The 18,707-nt window shown below is 66.6% G+C and carries 18 protein-coding genes; 13 read left to right on the top strand and 5 right to left on the bottom strand.

The window, feature by feature from the left end; translation table 11 throughout:
- Nucleotides 1–7 precede the first annotated feature (7 nt).
- The 9 genes from D8M39_RS00610 to D8M39_RS00570 all read left to right on the top strand — a co-directional run bounded on the left by D8M39_RS00610 (nt 8) and on the right by D8M39_RS00570 (nt 7,255).
- Nucleotides 8–1,150 carry a hypothetical protein gene (locus D8M39_RS00610; protein ID WP_126874177.1) on the top strand — a complete coding sequence of 381 codons (1,143 nt, stop codon included), beginning with the start codon at nt 8–10 and terminating at the stop codon, nt 1,148–1,150.
- A 65-nt stretch (nt 1,151–1,215) separates the two neighbouring features.
- A complete protein-coding gene (locus D8M39_RS00605; RefSeq protein ID WP_083482482.1) occupies nt 1,216–1,635 on the top strand; it encodes a TM2 domain-containing protein in 420 nt (139 codons plus the stop codon).
- A 129-nt stretch (nt 1,636–1,764) separates the two neighbouring features.
- Nucleotides 1,765–2,070 (top strand): 30S ribosomal protein S6, encoded by a 306-nt coding sequence (rpsF, locus tag D8M39_RS00600; protein ID WP_055084970.1) that lies wholly within the window; start codon nt 1,765–1,767, stop codon nt 2,068–2,070.
- 127 nt (nt 2,071–2,197) lie between these two features.
- Nucleotides 2,198–2,833, top strand: a complete 636-nt coding sequence (locus D8M39_RS00595) for a single-stranded DNA-binding protein (RefSeq protein WP_094393259.1) — start codon at nt 2,198–2,200, stop codon at nt 2,831–2,833.
- 66 nt (nt 2,834–2,899) lie between these two features.
- The gene (rpsR, locus tag D8M39_RS00590; protein WP_055084974.1) at nt 2,900–3,136 is read left to right on the top strand and encodes a 30S ribosomal protein S18; all 237 of its coding nucleotides are present in this window, start codon (nt 2,900–2,902) and stop codon (nt 3,134–3,136) included.
- Between the two features lie 20 nt (nt 3,137–3,156).
- Nucleotides 3,157–3,606, top strand: a complete 450-nt coding sequence (gene rplI, locus D8M39_RS00585) for a 50S ribosomal protein L9 (protein WP_055084976.1) — start codon at nt 3,157–3,159, stop codon at nt 3,604–3,606.
- A gap of 206 nt (nt 3,607–3,812) precedes the next feature.
- Nucleotides 3,813–4,118 carry a hypothetical protein gene (locus tag D8M39_RS00580; protein ID WP_055085003.1) on the top strand — a complete coding sequence of 102 codons (306 nt, stop codon included), beginning with the start codon at nt 3,813–3,815 and terminating at the stop codon, nt 4,116–4,118.
- A 352-nt stretch (nt 4,119–4,470) separates the two neighbouring features.
- Complete coding sequence (gene dnaB / locus D8M39_RS00575) at nt 4,471–5,778, top strand: replicative DNA helicase (protein ID WP_055085005.1); 1,308 nt, start codon at nt 4,471–4,473, stop codon at nt 5,776–5,778.
- Between the two features lie 127 nt (nt 5,779–5,905).
- Nucleotides 5,906–7,255: a threonine/serine exporter ThrE family protein gene (locus tag D8M39_RS00570; RefSeq protein ID WP_094393261.1), complete on the top strand. Its 1,350-nt coding sequence runs from the start codon at nt 5,906–5,908 to the stop codon at nt 7,253–7,255.
- 88 nt (nt 7,256–7,343) lie between these two features.
- Here the strand turns inward: D8M39_RS00570 and D8M39_RS00565 are convergent, their stop codons facing one another.
- Nucleotides 7,344–7,847: an FBP domain-containing protein gene (locus D8M39_RS00565; protein ID WP_094393262.1), complete on the bottom strand. Its 504-nt coding sequence runs from the start codon at nt 7,845–7,847 to the stop codon at nt 7,344–7,346.
- A 527-nt stretch (nt 7,848–8,374) separates the two neighbouring features.
- Between D8M39_RS00565 and D8M39_RS00560 the strand changes: the two genes are divergently transcribed.
- Together D8M39_RS00560 and recQ are read left to right on the top strand one after the other, a co-directional pair.
- A complete protein-coding gene (locus D8M39_RS00560) occupies nt 8,375–9,517 on the top strand; it encodes a Fic family protein (protein WP_126874176.1) in 1,143 nt (380 codons plus the stop codon).
- 69 nt (nt 9,518–9,586) lie between these two features.
- Entirely contained in the window at nt 9,587–11,437 is a 1,851-nt protein-coding gene (recQ, locus tag D8M39_RS00555) for a DNA helicase RecQ (RefSeq protein ID WP_126874175.1), read from the top strand.
- 28 nt (nt 11,438–11,465) lie between these two features.
- Here the strand turns inward: recQ and D8M39_RS00550 are convergent, their stop codons facing one another.
- Together D8M39_RS00550 and D8M39_RS12850 are read right to left on the bottom strand one after the other, a co-directional pair.
- Nucleotides 11,466–12,314, bottom strand: a complete 849-nt coding sequence (locus D8M39_RS00550; protein ID WP_126874174.1) for an alpha/beta fold hydrolase — start codon at nt 12,312–12,314, stop codon at nt 11,466–11,468.
- Nucleotides 12,315–12,390: 76 nt separating this feature from the next.
- On the bottom strand, nt 12,391–12,684 hold the full coding sequence (locus D8M39_RS12850; protein WP_238693884.1) for a hypothetical protein: 294 nt from the start codon (nt 12,682–12,684) through the stop codon (nt 12,391–12,393).
- A gap of 283 nt (nt 12,685–12,967) precedes the next feature.
- Here D8M39_RS12850 and D8M39_RS12845 point away from each other — a divergent pair, with 283 nt between their 5' ends.
- Nucleotides 12,968–13,501, top strand: coding sequence for a helix-turn-helix domain-containing protein (locus tag D8M39_RS12845; protein ID WP_238693883.1), 534 nt, complete (start codon nt 12,968–12,970; stop codon nt 13,499–13,501).
- Between the two features lie 24 nt (nt 13,502–13,525).
- Here the strand turns inward: D8M39_RS12845 and D8M39_RS00540 are convergent, their stop codons facing one another.
- Nucleotides 13,526–13,999 (bottom strand): MarR family winged helix-turn-helix transcriptional regulator, encoded by a 474-nt coding sequence (locus D8M39_RS00540; protein ID WP_098055728.1) that lies wholly within the window; start codon nt 13,997–13,999, stop codon nt 13,526–13,528.
- Nucleotides 14,000–14,174: 175 nt separating this feature from the next.
- On the opposite strand from D8M39_RS00540, the gene D8M39_RS00535 reads away from it, so the two are divergent.
- Complete coding sequence (locus tag D8M39_RS00535; RefSeq protein ID WP_202975497.1) at nt 14,175–15,467, top strand: MFS transporter; 1,293 nt, start codon at nt 14,175–14,177, stop codon at nt 15,465–15,467.
- Between the two features lie 128 nt (nt 15,468–15,595).
- Here D8M39_RS00535 and D8M39_RS00530 read toward each other — a convergent pair whose 3' ends face one another.
- Nucleotides 15,596–18,706, bottom strand: coding sequence for a Z1 domain-containing protein (locus tag D8M39_RS00530; protein ID WP_126874173.1), 3,111 nt, complete (start codon nt 18,704–18,706; stop codon nt 15,596–15,598).
- Nucleotide 18,707 lies beyond the last annotated feature (1 nt).

Genomic DNA, 18,707 nt, shown 5'->3' with positions numbered 1-18,707 from the left:
CGCACCGATGACCGACGGAGAGCGGGAGTCCTCCGCGCCCGTGAGCATCCCCGCGTGGAACACCCTGCGGCGTCCCCTCGCGCTCATCCTGGCGGTGGTGGTCGTGACTGTGGCGGCGTGGGCCGCGGTGGCCAACTACGTGGTCGTCGCCCGGGATCCCCGGGCACCGGTGGACGCCTACCTCGGCCACCTCGAGAACGGCAGCTCCCGCCAGGTCCTCGCACCCCTGCTCGTGGGCGGCGGCCAGAACCTCGCACAGCTGCTCCCCAACCGGGTCTACCGGGCGGCGGCCGACCGGCCGGTGGGGCACGATGTCGTGGGCACCATGGTGCAGGGCCGGCACGCCGTGGTCTCGGTGGACGTCCACCTGGGGGGCGGCTCCACGGTCCGGCGCACCTACACCGTGGAGCAGGTCAGCGCGTGGGGCCCGTTCAACGACGCCTGGCGCCTGCTAACACGCGACGACACCAGCGTGGAGGTGCGCATGCCCGGGCCCCTGGACGCACTCGCGGTCAACGGGGAGAAGGTCCGCCCGGACGCCGGGCACGTCACGTCACCGGACTCCTCGCGGCCGCACGCACGGGCCTGGCGCTTCGAGGCGCTGCCGGGACGGTACGACGTCGCGCTGCCGGGTGACTCCTACCTCCTCACCAAAGAACATGCCACTGCAGCAATATCTCTCACCGACCCGCGCCCGGCGGTGACCGAGGAGCTCACGGTGGCACCGTCCCCGCGCATGTGGCAGTCGGTGGAGACCGAGGTGCAGCGCACGCTCGGGGCGTGCGAGCGGGATCTGCAGTTCGACGCCGCGTCCTGTCCCGTGCCCCGGGAGCTGGAGCGGGCGACGTCGTCCGCGTCCGGGACCGCCAGCGCCTCACCGGACGAGGGCGGGCTGCCCGGGGGAGTCTCCAACGTCCGCTGGGAGGTGACATCCCGGCCCTCGCTCCTGCTGCAGCCGGACGCCGAGGCGCCCCTCGCGTTCCACGCGGCACGGTTCCGGGCGACCCAGGCGAAGGTGACGTGGCTCGAGAACGGGCGGCAGCGCAGCGGCACCGTGCGGTTCGGGATCGACGTGAGCGCCCGGAGCACCGGCGAGGAGCTCACCACCGAGGTGCGGTTGCGCTCAGCGCTGACCGACGCCGAGAAGTGAGTTTCACGCTTTTACCATGGAGGTGGCTGCACCACGGCAGCCGGGGACGAGGAGAGGGGTCCGCCATGGCCGATGAACCCGAGTACTACAGGGCCGAGCCGCTGCCCCCGCGCGACCAGAGTGCCCGCGGCTATGGCCAGGGCAGAGGGTTCGGACCCTCGGGCGGTTCCAGCCAGTGGGGCCAGGGTTGGCCCGTGAGCCAGCCCGTGAATGTCAACGTGGTGGGCGGGAAGTCCACCGTGCTCGCCTACGTGCTGTGGTTCTTCCTGGGTCAGCTCGGGATCCACAAGTTCTACCTCGCGCAGCCCGTCCAGGGCATCTTCTACCTCCTGCTCGGCCTGATCGGCTGGGCCACCGTGGGCATCCTGGTCGGCTGGATCTTCCTGGTCCCGCTGTGGATCCTCATGTTCATCGACCTCTTCGTGATCCCCGTGCGCGTGGCCGTCCTCAACGCCCGGCTGGCCCGCCGGGTGGGTGGCTACTGAGGCGCCGCTGTAGTAAAGTAGGCAAGTCTGTGTGCCGTGTGTTCCACGTTGCCGGCACCGACATACGCACAGAACCTCCTGCTGTGGAGAGACCGCAGCCGCTTAGCCCGAAGGAGGTGGGTTCTTTACATGCGTGAATACGAACTGATGGTCATCCTCAACCCCGAGGTGGAGGAGCGCGCCGTCGAGCCGACCCTCAAGAAGTTCCTCGAGGTCGTCACCAAGGAGAACGGCACCGTCGACAAGCTCGACATCTGGGGCCGTCGTCGCCTGGCCTACGAGATCCAGAAGAAGTCCGAGGGCATCTACGCCGTGGTGAACTTCACCGCCGAGCCGCAGACCGCCAAGGAGCTGGACCGCGTCCTGAACCTCAACGAGGCCGTCATGCGCACCAAGATCATCCGTCCGGAAGAGCAGAAGATCCACGGCAAGTGAGTTGAGCGTGCACGTCCATCCGGACTGCACACCGCGTGCCCACGAACGGGGTCCCGCACCCCGACCGTGACATGCTTTTCAACTCACCGTGTCTCGTATCCAGCGTCCACAGAATCCGGAGGTTCACATGGCTGGCGACACCGTCATTACAGTGATCGGAAATCTGACTGCCGACCCCGAACTGCGCTTCACGCCGTCCGGAGCCGCCGTGGCCAACTTCACCGTTGCGTCCACCCCGCGTGCCTTCGACCGGCAGAGCAACGAGTGGAAAGACCAGGAAACTCTTTTCATGCGCTGCTCCGTCTGGCGTGAGGCCGCGGAGAACGTCGCGGAGTCCCTCACCAAGGGCACCCGCGTGATCGTCCAGGGACGGCTCAAGGCACGCTCGTACGAGACCAAAGAAGGGGAGCGCCGCACCAGCACCGAGCTGGAAGTGGACGAGATCGGCCCCTCCATGAGGTACGCGACCGCCAAGGTCAACCGGAACTCGCGCGGCGGAGGCAACTCCTACGGTGGGAACCAGGGCTTCGGCGGCGGTCAGGGCGGCTTCGGTGGAGGCCAGAGCAGCAACCAGGGTGGTTTCAACGACCAGCAGGGTGGCGGCTTCGGCGGAAACCAGGGCGGTCAGGGCGGCGGGTTCAACGGGAACCAGGGCAGCCGTGGCGGCCAGCAGCAGCGTCAACAGGGTGGTGACCCGTGGGGCCAGTCCTCCGGGGGCAACTACGACTGGGGTGCTGACTCCGAGGACGAGCCTCCCTTCTAAACCTCATCACAACCACCCATCCCGCAGGTGCGCCTGCGGGCTCCGCACCAGAAAAGGAGCACCACGATGGCCAAGGCTGAAATCCGCAAGCCGAAACCAAAGCAGAACCCGCTCAAGGCGGCCGACATCACCGAGATCGACTACAAGGATGTCGCCCTTCTGCGCAAGTTCATCTCCGATCGCGGCAAGATCCGCGCTCGCCGTGTGACCGGCGTGTCCGTCCAGGAGCAGCGCAAGATCGCCCAGGCGATCAAGAACGCTCGTGAAGTGGCACTGCTGCCCTACTCCGGCGCTGGCCGCTGATCAGAGAGGACTGAGAATTCATGGCAAAGATCATCTTGACCCAGGAAGTCTCCGGGCTCGGTTCCGCGGGCGACGTGGTGGACGTGAAGAACGGCTACGCCCGTAACTTCCTGTTCCCCCGCGGCTTCGCGACCCCGTGGTCCCGCGGCGCCGAGAAGCAGATCGACTCCATCAAGCAGGCCCGCGCCACGCGCGAGCTGCACTCCCTCGAGGATGCGCAGGCGCTCGCCGCCAAGCTCACCTCCACCACGCTGACCGTTCCGGTCAAGTCCGGTGCCGAGGGTCGCTTGTTCGGCACGGTCCGCGCCGGTGACATCTCCGCCGCAGTGGAGAACGCCGGTCTCGGCTCCATCGACAAGCGTCGCGTGGACCTCACCCAGCGCATCAAGACCACCGGTGTCTACCAGGCCGTGGTCCACCTGCACGAGGACGTCAACGCGAACATCGAGTTCGAGGTCGTGCCCGCCTGATCACCAGGCGATCACGCACCGCGCGCTGAGGAACTGCCCTCCGTGTGACGGCTCAACGAAGGAACCCCGTGGCTTCGGCCGCGGGGTTCCTTCGTGTCCAGGGCGGGTGAGCCGTGGTGCTCGACGATCCCACCCGCGTGGACACGTGCGTCGCCGCGCCCGTCCAGTCACCGTGGAGCGGGGCATGGCACCATGTCTGGGTGAGCATGAGAGCCTCCCGTCCGAGAACCGGCAGAAAACTGTTCTGGGCCGCATTCGCGTGCGCGATCCTCACCCCGCTGCTCTTCCTGGGAGGCTTCACGACCGGCAACGGCTTCGGGTCGCATACAGCCATGACGATCCTGTTGGTGGGGATGGTGCTGAGCGTGGTCACGTCCCTGGTGACGTTCGTCATGGGGGTCGCGGGAACCGTGGCGTTCCCGGCGCTGCGCGGGCGCTACGTGCTGGTGCTGGTGCTGTCCGTGGTGTTCTCGCCCCTGCTCTGGCTGCTGCTGTTCGCGCTCTTCGCCTGAGTTCTCCCCAGAGGGGGCGGTTTTCCACAGCCGAGTCCACATGCTGTGCACACCGCCGCGCGGCGTGTTCCACAAGATCTCCACAGAGTTTTCCACAGGTTGTGAATGACTGACCTCGCCTGGGTACGACGACGCCGGCTGGTCGCCCGTGGCCCCCACCGGGAGACGGCTGGGGGAGCTGGAAGCCAGCCGCGCGGCGGCGTCGTCCCGGCTGCGTGACGGCGCTTCTGCGCGTCTGAGGGCGGTGCGAGAATGTACCGGGCGCCGCACCGGGTGGGCGCCTCCGACGTGATGAAAGTGGGTAAGGGTGTCCGAATACTCCTCCGGGCCGCGCGAGGACTACGGCCGCACCATGCCGCACGACAACCAGGCCGAGCAGTCGGTGCTGGGCGGGATGATGCTCTCCAAGGACGCCATCGCGGACGTGGTGGAGGTGCTGCGCGGCGTCGACTTCTACAAGCCGGCGCACGAGAACATCTACGATGCCGTGGTCTCCCTCTACGGGCGCGGCGAACCGGCGGACGCCATTACCGTGGGGGACGAGCTCACCAAGAACGGTGAGATCGAGCGGATCGGCGGGATCGCGTACCTGCACTCGCTGATCGCCTCCGTTCCCACGGCTGCGAACGCGGGGTTCTACGCGGAGATCGTGCGCGAGCGCGCGGTGCTGCGGCGGCTCGTGGAGGCCGGCACCAAGATCGTGCAGCTGGGCTACGCACACGACGGCGAAGTGGACGACATCGTCAACGAGGCCCAGGGCGAGATCTACCAGGTGGCCGAGCGGCGGACCGCGGAGGACTATGTCCCGCTGAAGGACGTCATGGAAGCCACCGTGGATGAGATCGAGGCCGCGGGCAGCCGCTCCGGGATGCAGGGCGTGCCCACCGGGTTCGTGGAGCTGGACGAGCTCACCCACGGGTTCCAGGGTGGGCAGATGATCGTGATCGCGGCGCGACCGGCCATGGGCAAGTCCACGCTCGCGCTGGACGTGGCGCGCTCCGCGTCCATCAAGCACGGGATGACCTCGGTGATCTTCTCCCTGGAGATGAGCCGCAACGAGATCGCCATGCGCCTGCTCTCCGCGGAGGGCACGCTGAACATGCAGGACCTGCGCGCGGGCACGCTGCAGGACGACCAGTGGGCGAAGATCGCGCAGATCATGGGCAAGATGAACGAGGCGCCGCTGTTTATCGACGACTCCCCGAACATGTCCCTCATGGAGATCCGCGCCAAGTGCCGCCGCCTCAAGCAGAAGCACGACCTCAACCTGGTGATCCTCGACTACCTCCAGCTCATGAGCTCCGGCAAGAAGGTGGAGTCCCGCCAGCAGGAGGTCTCCGAGTTCTCCCGTGCCCTCAAGCTGCTCGCCAAGGAGCTGGACGTGCCCGTGGTGGCACTCTCCCAGCTGAACCGTGGCTCCGAGCAGCGCCAGGACAAGAAGCCGCAGGTGAGTGACCTGCGCGAGTCGGGCTCAATTGAGCAGGATGCGGACATGGTCATCCTGCTGCACCGCGAGGACGTCTACGACAAGGAGTCCCCGCGCGCCGGCGAGGCGGACGTGATCGTGGCCAAGCACCGCAACGGTCCCACCAAGACGATCGTGGTGGCGTTCCAGGGGCACTACTCACGGTTTGCGAACATGGCGCTGGAGGGGTTCTAAAGTCGTCAGCTCCCCGTCCTGTGCTGCGTTCCGGGGGGAGCTGCGCCCGTGCCCTGTGTCCAACCTCCCACTCCCCGGGAGCGCACCCACCTCGCCCGTAACCGGCCCGCCCCACTACGCTTGATCGGTGCTCACCACTGAACAGGCTGCTTACAAACTCGCCTTCCAGATTGCGGACGCCCTGATCCGCAGCGGGGCGGGGTCCGCCAACACCACCAAGTCCCTGCTGTCGATCTTCCGCAAGACGGACCTGCGGGACGTCACGGTGAGCGTCGGGCTGGGGCAGGTGACCATCAGCCACCAGGACGCGCCGGACAAGGCGCCGAGCACGCGTGTGTTCGAGTCCCAGCCCGGGACCCTGGACATCCAGCTGCGCACGGACACTGGAGAGGTGCTGGAGGACTTCGTGCTCGGCCGGATCTCTGCGGAGGAGGGGATCCAGCGCATGGACGAGATCCTCGCGGAGTCCCGGCACATCGGCCACCGTCTGACGATGACCGGTTTCGGGATGTTCGGTGTCGGGTTCGCTCTCATCCTGGGCGGAAGCTGGCCCACCGCCATCACGGCCGCGATCGTCTCCGCGGTCGTCTACGGGGTCTACGCCCTGGTCCAGCGGATCAAGGCCCCTGAGGTCTTCAGCCTGGCGGCCGGGGGACTGACCGCGGTGCTGGGGGCGACCGTGGCGGGGGTGCTCTTCGACATCACCCAGACGGCCGTGTGCATCGTTGCCGCGCTGGCCGCGTGGCTCGCGGGGATCGCCGCGTACGGCGCGGTGCACGACGTCATCACCGGGTGGTACGTCTCCGCCTCCGGGCGCATCTTCGAGGCCATCACGAGCACCGCCGGTCTGGTGGCCGGTGTGACCATCGGGATCCACGCCATGCGGCCGCTCGTGGGCGACTCTGTGGACTACATCGAGACGCTGCAGATGGACGACTCCCGCTGGGCCCTCACCGTCCTTGGTGCCGCCGTGGTCTCCGCCGGTTTCGCGCTCGCCTCGGGTGGTCGTGGGTGGAAGCTGGTGTCCCTCGGTCTATTCGGCGGCCTGGTGCAGCTGGGGGTCCTCGCCATCACCGCCACGGGCATCAGTTCGTTCGGTGCCATTCTGATCGCCTCGATTGTCGCGGGCATCCTGAGCGTCACCCTCACCCGCGCCCTGAACCTGGCCTCGAACGCCACGCTCATGGTCGTGCTGCTCCCGCTGTTCCCGGGAATGCTCGTCTACCAGGGTGTCCTGGGGGTGATCTTCGGCCTCGAGGACGCCGGGGAGAACGTCCTCGAGGCCGCGATCACCGCATTCTGCCTGTGCATGGGCGGCATGCTCGGGCAGTACGTGGCGTCCGAGATCCTCTGGGCCGGGCGGCGTCGCCAGTTCGTGCGTCACCACCCGGGCCAGAAGTTCCGCCGCGAGATGGCAAACGAGGAGAACTTCAGCGACATCATGGTTCCGATCTTCTCCAAGCCCTTCACCAGCTGACGCGGGCGCAGATCAAGCTGGGGCGGTCCGCGCTGCGCGCCCGGCGGCGGGGTGGGTCCTGCCCGCGTCCGCCCCGCCGCGGAGGCCGCTACTTCCCCATGGCCTCGGCCACGCGCTCCACGAGCCCGCGCATGTTGGCGAGCGCGCGATCGGCGCGCTCCTCCGGGCTCATGGTCTCCTCCATCTGCCGGATGCCCTCGGGCTTGCGGCGCCCCATCGTGTAGTCGCTGCACGCCAAGTTCGAGCACACGTAGGTGCCCACGGAGTTGTAGCGGTCCTTCGCGGTCTTGGAGCGCTGGATCGACACCAGTGAGACGCCGCTGGCCGGGTGCAGCGTCAGGCAGATCTGACACATACGCGCGCCACCGCTCGCCTTCTGCGCGCTCTTCTCGAGCACCAGCCCGCGCAGCCCGTGCTCGGTCTCGACGACGACGTAGCCCGCCCGCGGTGACTTCGGGTCGTACCAGCCCAGGAAGATCTGGGACTCCCAGTCCCCGTGGAGCACGTCCTGCGGGATGTTGATGCGCTGCGCAGCGCCCTTGGAGCAGTTGACGAAGCTCTTGCGGATCTCGGTTTCTGTATGCGTATTCATGTTCTTTGGTCCTTCGAGGATGGTCTCCCCCTGCCCGCCACGTGCGGGTCACGACGGCGCGCGGGCACCCGGGTGCCAAGGGGCGCGGTGGGGGAGGGCGGCGTCGTCGTGCCGTGTGCTGCGGGAGGGTGACGGCGTGCGGCGCGCTCGTGGAGCGCGGTCGCCGCGGGGAGGTGGAAAAGGGGTGGGTGGAAGCGCGCGACGGGGTGGTCTTCACCCGCCGCGTCCGGTCAGCGCTGTTCAGTGCCGGCGTTGAAGAAGCCGGCAACCCCCTGACGCACGAAGGCCTCGTTCCTCCACGGCTGTGGATCTCGAAAACGTACGGGGAGAGTCTAGATCCACCGTGGGGCTGCCCACCACCTGGCATCGGGTCGCCCAGAAGGATATCCCGCTGGAGGTGAGCGTCAAGTTCCCATACTCGTAGAAGTCAAGAATTTACAAGTGGGTATTACCCCCTTTCCCCGTGTTTCTAAGGGGCAGAGGCTCCGATGTTCAAATCTGTCTGATCCTCGGATAAATTTTGATGCATGCAACCCATGGTCTTCCCCGAGGTCGATTTCGCGAGTGCGCTCGTGACGGATCTGTTCGCCCTGGAGCGGGTGCGCGTGGATTTTCGTACTGAGCACCTTGACGACCCTCTTGGCCTGGAGCTGCGCAGGCTGTTCCAAGGTCTCACGAGCGTCATGTCGGCACGCATCGAAGGGAACCGGACCACGGTGGCGGATGTCGTGGCCGAAGCCCGGCGGGCCGCGGCCACGGGACAGCCAGCAGCAGACGCCGTGCGAGAGATTCTGCAGCTGGAGCAGGCAACTGACTACATGGACGAGTTGGCAGCCCATGGAAGGCTGTCCCTGACTCATGGGCTGATCCGTGAACTCCACCAGCTCGCCGTGCAGGGACTCGAACGTGAGGGTGACGAGCACCCGGGCAGCTATCGAACAATCCCCGTCGGGATCGCTGGAGCGTCCCATGTCCCGCCCGCACCCGGGTCCGTCCAGGCGGACATGGACCAGCTCCTGGAGTTTGCAAACAAGGAAGTGCCCGCACAGCACCAACTCCTCCAGATCGCGCTGGTCCACCACCGGTTCGTCTGGATACATCCGTTTGCCAATGGTAACGGGCGGGTCTCACGCCTGCTGACGTACGCCATGCTGAGCAACCAGGGCTACACCTCCAGGAGCGCCGCGCGTCCGCTCAACCCCACAGCAGTTTTTGGTGCCGACCGGCAGTCGTACTACGACCACCTCGCGGGAGCGGACTCCCTGAGCCCGGAGGGGGTGCTGGCCTGGGCCGGGTATGTGGTCCACGGCCTCAAGGACGACATGGACAGGGTCAGCCGTCTCGCTGGCCCCCGCTTCATTTCCGAGGAGGTCGTGGGGCCTTCGGTCAATGCCGCCCTCGCCGCGGGGGAGGTCACGGAGACGGACGCAGATGTGATCTACGCGGTGGCGCGCCAAGGAAGGGCTAAAGCGGGCGATCTCGAAGACGTCATCAAGGGGTCTCCGTCGAACAGGAGCCACCGTCTGCGCCGCATGGTCGAGTCCGGGTTGCTGCAGAAGATGTCAGGGCCGGGGCGGTACGTGGTGAGTCTGCATCGCAACGTCCTGACGAAGCACGTGGTGCACCGCCTCAACGAGTTGGACATGCTCCCGGCGATCCTGCGTGACTGAGGTGCGGGTCTGTCCACACGACGGCGGTGAGCGCCCTGAGCTCCCGCCCCCACCGCCTACCCTGGAGGCATGACTTCCACCGCCACTGCCACCACATCCCTGGGCGTCCTGCAGGAGGTCTTCGGGTACGACGCCTTCCGCGGTGAGCAGGCGGAGATCATCGAGCAGGTGGTGGGTGGCGGGGACGCCGTGGTCCTCATGCCTACGGGCGGCGGCAAGTCCCTGTGCTACCAGATCCCCGCACTGTTGCGGGAGGGCACGGGCGTGGTGGTCTCCCCGCTGATCGCGCTGATGTCCGACCAGGTGGCCGCGCTCGAGGCCGTGGGCATCCGCGCCGCGTACCTCAACTCCACCCTGGAGCCCTACGAGGCGCAGGAGGTGGAGCGGCAGCTTCTCGCCGGGGACATTGACCTGCTCTACATGGCCCCCGAACGGCTCATCCTGTCGCGCACCGTTGAGCTGCTGAAGCGCGCACCGATCGCCCTGTTCGCGATCGACGAGGCGCACTGCGTCTCCCAGTGGGGGCATGACTTCCGCCCCGACTACATGGGGCTGTCCGTGCTTGCGGACGCCTTCCCGGATGTTCCCCGCATCGCACTCACCGCGACCGCCACCCGGGCCACCCACCAGGAGATCACCGAGCGGCTGCGCATGGAGAACGCGCGGCACTTCGTCTCCAACTTCGACCGCCCCAACATCCAGTACCGGATCGAGTCCAAGGACCGCGCGAAGGACCAGCTGCTGCGGCTCATCCAGTCGGAGCACCCGGGGGAGGCGGGCATCGTCTACTGCATGTCCCGCAAGAGCGTGGAGTCCACTGCCGCGTGGCTCGGCGCCCGCGGGGTCGACGCCATGCCCTACCACGCGGGTCTCGACGCCGCGGTGCGCCACGAGACCCAGGTGCGGTTCCTGCGGGAGGAGGGGATCGTCGTCGTCGCCACGATCGCGTTCGGCATGGGGATCGACAAGCCGGACGTGCGGTTCGTAGCCCACCTGGACCTGCCGAAGAGCATCGAGGGGTACTACCAGGAGACAGGCCGCGCCGGCCGCGATGGTATGCCCGCAACGGCATGGATGGCGTACGGCTTGGGCGACGTGGTCAACCAGCGGCGCATGATCGACCAGGGAGACGGATCTGACCTGCACAAACGCAATGCGCGCTCGCACCTGGACGCCATGCTCGCCCTGTGCGAGACCACGGACTGCCGTCGTGTGCAGCTGCTGCGGTACTTCGGCCAGGACTCCGAGCCGTGCGGCAACTGCGATACGTGCCTGAACCCGCCCAAGGTCTGGGACGCCACCGTGCCAGCCCAGAAGCTGCTGTCCACGCTCATCAGGCTGCAACGCGAACGCGGTGAGCAGTTCGGCTCCGGCAAGGTCTTCGACATCCTGCTGGGCCGCAGCAACGAGCGCACGGAGGCGTCGCGCCACCAGGAGCTGAGCGTGTGGGGGATCGGGCAGGACCTCTCCGAGCGGGAGTGGCGCTCGGTACTGCGGCAGCTGCTTGCCCGCCGGGTCGTGGAGGCCGTCGGTGATTTCGGCGTGCTCGTTCCCGGCCCGGAGGCCGGACCCGTGCTGCGCGGTGAGGGCACCCTGGAGCTGGCGGTGGACAGGGCGCCGACGGCGCGCGCGAACGGACGCGCCCGCAGCGGCGGGGGCAGCGGGCGCTCGCGGGCTGCGGACACCCTGGACGAGGCCGCGAAGGAGACCTTCGAGGCGCTGCGGGAGTGGCGGACATCGGTGGCCAAGGAGAAGCAGATCCCGCCCTACATGGTGTTCTCGGACGCCACGCTCGTCGGCATCGTGGAGGCCGCCCCGGCCTCGACCGCGCAGCTCAGCGGCATCAGCGGAGTGGGCGCCAAGAAGCTCGCCGAATACGGGGACGCCGTGTTGGAGGTGCTGGGCTCCCCGGGGTCCTGACGGTGAGAACTGCCCCGGCCGTTCGGCGTCAGTCGGACGTGACGGAGGATATGCGGTCCACGATGGCCTCGGCCACCGCGGGGGCCTCGCGCTCGGGCAGCCAGTGCCCGGCATCGAGCTCGATGAACTCGTACGGCGCGTGCACGTACACCTCGGTCTCCTCCGCGGCCGTTCGGCCCAGGGCGGGATCCCGGTTGCCCCACACAAACGTGGTGGGCATCGTGATGATGCCGTTTCCAGCATTCTTACCGGTCACGCCGTCCTTGCGCAGCATGGCGCGGTACCAGTTGATGGGCCCGCGCAGGTCGTCCGCGGTGGCGAAGCGACGCTCGTAGCGTTCCGCGGCCTCCTCGGGGATGCCCGCACGGCGGGTGAGGGTTCCCACGCGACCGGCGAGCAGACGCTCCGGTGCGGCGGGGATCTGGAACATGCCGATGTACCAGGATTTCTTGAGCTGGTCCGGGGTCTTGAGCGCGTGCCCGAGCGCGGTGGGGTGCGGGGTGGACAGCACGGTCAGCGAGGTCACCCGCTCCGGTGCGCGCAGGGCGATGTCCCAGGCGAGCACCCCGCCCCAGTCGTGGCCCACCAGGTGGAACCGCTCCGCTCCGGCCTCGTCCGCGAGGGCCAGCGCGTCCCCGGAGAGCTCCTCGCGGCGGTACGCGGCCAGCTCGGTGGGGCGGGCGCCCGGGGAGTACCCACGCTGGTCCATGGCGAGAGTGCGCAGCCCCTGCGCGTTCAGCCGTTCGGCGACGTCGTCCCAGCCGCGGGCATCCTGCGGGAAACCGTGCAGCAACAGGACCACGGGGCCGTCCTCCGGGCCCTGGTCGAGAACGTCGAACGTGAGTCCCTGTCGCGTGAAGCTGGTGATCCGAGTCATGCCTCCACCCTATGGCGCACGGAGGGGCTCGTCAGCCGTGGCCCCGGCCCTGGGGTGGGTCTGCGGCGGAGCGGGTCTAGAAGAACCCGATGACGCGCCCAATGATGGCCAGGACGGTGAACGGTGTCACGACCACGGCCAGTCCGATCAGCACGACCTTGCCCACGGCGCCCTCACCGGGGCGCTCGCGGTCGAGGTGCTCTCCGGGCGGGAGCCCGTGGTGCGGGTGCTGCGCGCGGCGGCCGCTCACCGGGAGCTGCCCGTGTACCTGTTGAGCCGCCAGGTGCGGTTCGTGGCCGTCACGCAGGAGGCGCACCGCCGGATCGCCGCGCGTCAGCTCGAGCAGCTGGAGACGGACCGCCGCATCCACAAGGTCTTCACCCAGCTGACCCTGGAGGCCGCTCCGGTCCAGCGGATCGTTGCAGAAGCCGGGCGGCTACTGGGTGCCGAGGTCGTGTGGCGGCGGCGTGCGGCGTCGCGGTGCTCGATGCGCTCGCGTGGGCGCTGGGCCGGGAGCGCACGACGGCGCTTGCTGGCCGTCTCGGCGCTGCCTCCGTGGCCGTGCTGGTGCCGCTGGCCGTGCGCACACCTCAGGACGCCGTGGTGGAACGGGTGCTTACGGCGGCGGAGCAGCGCCTGGGGGAGCGTGGCGGGTGCTCGCGGGGGTCTCCGAGCCAGAGTCGGGGATGATCGGCGCGGCCGCCCGCCTGGACGAGGCCGGAATGATCGCGGAGGCCGCGGTGTCCCTGCTCGTGCGGGACGGTTGCGCGGAAGGTGGCCCCTCGCAGGACGGGACCGTGGCGGACCGCGCGGCACAGGACGACGCCGCCCGGTCCGGTTCTGTGCGCTCCGGTTCCGCTCGGCGGTGGTGCCTCCGCGCACAGGACGTGCGGCTGCGCGGGCTGCTCGCGATGCTGCGCGGGGACGAGCGCGTGCAGATGTTCGCGCGCGCGGAACTCGGGAGCGTCCTGGACGTGGAGCGCCACGAGGACCGTGAGCTGTTGACACAGTTCCTGGCGTGCGACGGGAACAAGAGCCTGCTGGCCCAGCGGATCCACCTCTCCCGCCCGGCGCTCTGCGGGCGGCTGGCCCGGCTGGAACGCAGGCTGGGGGTGTCGCTGGACGATCCGGAGTCGCGGACGTCCCTGCACGTGGCGCTGCTGATCACGGAGGTGGAGGGGTGCTGAGGACGGCCCGGGCGGCGTCGTGCGCTAGGACTCGGTGGGGTAGTCGCGCGGCCAGCTGTGGCCGAGGGTGGCCTCCACGCTCTCGTTGAAGCGGCGGGTGAGACGGGCCAGCGCGGTGACGTCCTCCTGCGGCCAGTCCGCAATGAAACGCTGGTAGGACTCGCGGCGGACCTCCAGTTCCTCCGCAAGACGGTGCACGCCCTCCTCGGTGGGTTGGTGCTTCTTGGCGACGCCGCCCTCAGGGTCCTTGATGCGCTCGATCAGACCGCTCTTCATGGCGGCTGCGACCTGCCTGTGGACGGTGGAGATGTCCAGACCGAAGGACTGGGCCAGCTCGGCCACGCTCATGGGGCCGCCGGCCTGCAGACGGGCGAGGAGCACGGTGGAGCTGCGGTCCAGCGCCTCCCGGCGGGACTGGGGTGGTGCTCCCTGGAGGGCGTATCTCGAGAGCAGCATGTTCTCGTAGACGAGTTCGCTCACTGAGTCATCGCTGTGCACGGTTCCATCCTTTCATCCCCGGGTGGACGGCTTCCGAGGGGCTGCCGCCGTGGCAGCTCTCAACGGTAGGCGGGGCGGAAAGACGGGGGAGCGGGGTCGTCGGCAAAAATTGCATAATACAAATCCTGGGGTAATATCTTGCACTATACAAACCCAAAAACTCCAGGAGGTGCCCGTGTCGGTCGACGCGAAGGACGACGTTCCCACAGGTCAACTGCCGGTTGTGGTGGAGCAGGCCACGCCCGGTCCCGCACACTCGGCGGGCCCGGCACGGCTGGTCACGCCCACGTTCGTGGTCGCGTGGGTGGTCAACTTCCTGCAGTACCTGACCTTCTACATGCTGGTCACCACCATGGCGCTGTACGCGGTGAAGAGCTTTGCCGCCTCGGACGCGGTGGGCGGTTTCGCGTCCAGTGCGTTCGTGGTGGGGGCGACCGTCGCGCGGCTGGTCTCCGGATACCTCGTGGACATCCTTGGCCGCCGGAAGATGCTGCTGATCGCGCTCGTGGTCGTGGCCGTGGCGTGCGCGCTGTACCTGCCTGCCGGGTCTCTGCCCGTGCTGATCGGGGTGCGTCTGCTGCACGGTTTCGGGTACGCGTTCGCGAGCACCGCCGTGATGACGATCGCGCAGTCCGTGATCCCCGACTCCCGCCGCGGCGAGGGCACCGGGTACTTCGCGCTGGGCACCACCCTGGCCACTGCGGTGGGGCCCGCGCTGGGGCTCTTCCTGGTGGGCTCGCTGAACTACACGTGGCTGTTCTGGACGACCCTCGTCACCGCCGTGCTCGGCCTGGTGCTCGGTGTCTTCCTGCGGGAGCCCCTGGTCAAGCGTGAAGCCCAGGCCAACCAGGAGGTAGACAAGCAACGCGCGGCCTTCTCGCTCAGCGACATCGCCCACCCGGCAGTGCTGCCCATCGGCTCCTTCATGCTGGTGGTGGGCGTCTGCTACGCGGGCGTCATCACCTACCTCAACGCCTATGCCGAGGACCGCGGAGTCACCACCGGCGCCGCCCTGTTCTTCGTGGCGTACGCCGTGGCCATGCTGATCATGCGCCTGGTGCTGGGCAAGGTGCAGGACCAGCGCGGCGACAACGTGGTGGTCTACCTGGGCCTCGTCTGCTTCGCCGTGGCCCTGGGCATCCTGGCGGTGGCCAACCAGGACTGGCAGGTGGTCGTGGCCGGCGCCATGACTGGCCTGGGCTACGGCACGCTCATGCCGGCCGCGCAGGCTATCGCCGTGAACGCGGTGCCCGCCCACAAGCTGGGCACCGGCATCTCCACGCTGCTGCTGCTCATGGACGTGGGCGTGGGCGTGGGCCCTGTGATCCTGGGTCTGTTGCTCTCCGCCACCGGGTTCGGCACCATGTACACGGTGCTGGCGGTGCTGGTGGTCGTGGCGGCGCTGCTCTACCACGCGGTGCACGGCCGGCACCCGCACGCGAAGCGGGGGCGGTTGGCGGTGGACTGAGGTTCGGGTCTTCTTCCGTGCTTCTGTGGGGCCCGTGGCGCGTGCCGCGGGCCCCTTCTTGTGCGCGACTGTGCGGGGACGACGGCGCGGGGCCGGGTAGCCGCGCGCCGTCCTTCGCAATCATATGATCAGTTGGGATCGATGATGGGGGAGAAACGATTCTTCTTATCCCTGACCGCACGCCGTATCACGCCCTTGGGTGCTGACGAGTAAGGCACCGAAACGCTCAGCAGGGTCACGATGTCACGGGAATCAACGGGGTCCTTGAGGTCATCGGGCTCACTTCTTCCCCCCTTCTGGTCCGCGGCAAGCGTGATCATCAGCGCAGCACGTTTTTCCCGTCGCAAACTGGTGGCCAGTTCGTCATCGGTGGGGACACCGAGCTCGTCGAGAGGGCGGCCGGAAACGATCTCGGCAGCAACTCGCTGGCGTAGTGAGCTTCCGGAGAAGTCGTTGCGTCCGGCACGCCGTTGCCGTTTGAGTACGTGGGCGCAGGTTCCGCTGAGACCAGGCAAATCCACTTGGGCGTACCCTCCCGTCCTCGGCTCCAGGATGGGGAGGTAGATCAGGAAGTCCTCGATACCACCGCCCGAGGGATCTTGGCTCTTCGAGCGTATGAATCCCCGTTCCGCAGCGTACGAATCGGGCTCGTAGAACTTGAATTGATCCAAGAAGGAAGACACCTCCTTGGCCGGGAGAGTGCCATAGCGAACCCTGTATGGCATTCCCGAATCATTCAGAAAATACCCTTCGTCGGTCAGAGCAGGGAAGATGTGCGCACTGAGAAGGTCAAGGTTCCGTGCATTCGCGCCGCTGGTCCAGTCCCTCATCTGGAACAGATCCACGAGACGGCCGCCTTGGGCCTTCTGAAGAATTTTTGCATTGTACATCTTGTTGGCTCCCGTGGGTTTCAGCCAGGGCAGCCGTTGAGTTACCAGGGGAGCCACGTCCATCGGGGTGATGGGATCTCGGGTGTCATCCCACTGCGCGAACTGACGCAGTTCGGCCCGGAAGTCCTCCTCGTCCCTGGCAATGCTGGTGAACGTCTCATGGAGATCCACGATTCGACCACCTTTCTCGATGCTACTGCCCAGGTAGAGACGCACCAAGTCTCGATAATGTTTGCGATAACCGAACCATCGGCCCATTTGCATCAATGTGTCCGCGGCAACCGTGACACGGGTGTAGACGGTCGTCGTCAACCCCTCCACCGTGAACCCGCGGCTCAACTTGGTGCCACCGACGAGGATTTTCCATACTTCCCCGCCATCGAAATCGATGTCCGGTTGGCGGTACACGGAGTCCTTGGTTCCATTGACCAGCACAACGGGACTGGGTTCTCCATCCAGAACGCGTCCGGCATTGATTCGCCGTACCGCCTCGGCAACGTACGGCTTCAAAGCTTCGAAGTCCTCGGGAACAGGCGACTCAGCAGCGCGTGCGGCGGACACCTCCAGAAAATCCCCTTCCCATAACTTCCGTAGACGGGCCACCCCGGTCGCGGAGGATGGCGCCGCGCTGTGCCACGCGCGTTGCACTTTCTGCAACGTTTCGGCGTGATCCGCATTTTTCGATCCTTCATGGATCATCATCGTGTGGTGGCGCAGCGATCCCGCGTCCTCCACCTTCCCTCTTCTCCAGAGTTTCACGGCACCCGCGAGTATGAACGCATCGATGGCGGCTCGGAGATCACTCTCCTCCGCGTTGCCGTTCTCGTCCACGCCGATCGGGCGGAAATAGGCTGCGGAGTTGGAGTTCTGTGGCGTGGGATCTTCAGGGATACCTTCGAGGTCGAAATACTGCTTGGCTCCCATGTACTCCGGGGAGGGCTCCAGGGCCAATATGAAATCCTTGGGGAAAATGTCGGAAGCATCGTCCGGATCAACGAAGACATTGGCGAAGGGTGTGGCCGTGTAGGCGAGGTATTGGCAGCGCGGCATCTGTCCCAGAATGCCTGCGATATGACCATTGATCTTGGTGCGTTCGATGTCTTCAGCGGTTTTCTTCTGCCGCGTGGTGTTGATGGACGCCTGGTCCGCCTCGTCATCGATGATGAGTGCCGGAATGTCAGAAAGATCCGTCGACATGCTGCCCAGGAAGGATCGAAGCTTCGAGAGCGTCGAGGAATTCTTTTTGACAACAGCCAGGAGCGCATTGGCGGAAGCCAGGTTCTCAGGATCGTACAAGGGTCTCTGGGGGTTTCGGAAGTTTTCCTGGTAGTCGGTCAGATAGTGTTGGAACCGCACTTGCTGGAAGTCCTTGGCGGCAGAAGTCAACCGGATGATTCGAGGTGCACCGGCGAGCTTTGGGTCCATGCCGAAGCGCGCGAACTTGCCCTGTTTCCAGTCCTCGTCTCCAGTGGATATGTAATCCAGACCCTTTGAGATGCCGTGTAGCTCGGCCTGGAGATGTTCTCGTTCCTCGCGAATCGAAGCATCGTCGCCATCAAGCTCTGCGATCCGTCGTTCGAGCTCCTTGACCTTGGTGGCCACTCCGCCCAGGACGTTCTCCACTCCCACGAGTTCCTTGTCCAAACGCTTCTGCGTCTGCGCGCGGAGCAGTTCGATGGTCCCGGTCAGCACAATCACCAATTTATATCCTGCATCCACGGCCTTGGCGATGGTGCCGGCGAAGTTGGCAGTCTTACCGCTCTGGACATAGCCCATCACGAGGCCTTTGGACTGGTAGGCCTCCGGTGCCGAAGGATCGGACAACCTCTGGATCACCTTGGTCGTGGATTCGTCAAGATCTGCGAGAGCGTCTTGCGGGAATCCCTTGGATTCCAAGACGCTTCGATACTGGTCCCAGTAGAAGTTTCCCTGAGCGGCCGGGTTATACCACGGAGTCCAATTTTCAGCGACGATCAGGGTCGATCGCTTTTCCTCGAGATTGGGAAAAGTGTGATGAAGCCGTTCGTCATCGATCCCAGAAATACCCAGCGCATCGAAAATTTGCTGCCGTCTCTCGCTGGAGTTCGGGTTGGACCGGATTCTCGCGTCGCCGAGGTCAACGTCCAGGTCCTGGGCCTCCATCCAGCGATTCAGATCGACGAACAATCTAGTGCGTGCGGGCGCATTGACGTCGTCGGGTACCAGCGCCTCGAAGACGGTCTCCGCGGGGACCACGTCCTCTCCGTCGCGGCCGCGGAAGAAGTTGACCGTGTCTGTGAGGTTGTGGGGAGCGTCGTCCTCCATGGTCCGCAAGGCTTTGACGATGGTGTGGGCGAGTGGTTCGGACATG

Origin of the sequence: Kocuria sp. HSID17590 (assembly GCF_003989485.1) — a bacterium.
Lineage (GTDB): Bacteria > Actinomycetota > Actinomycetes > Actinomycetales > Micrococcaceae > Kocuria > Kocuria salsicia.
This window is presented reverse-complemented; position numbering and strand designations above follow the sequence as displayed.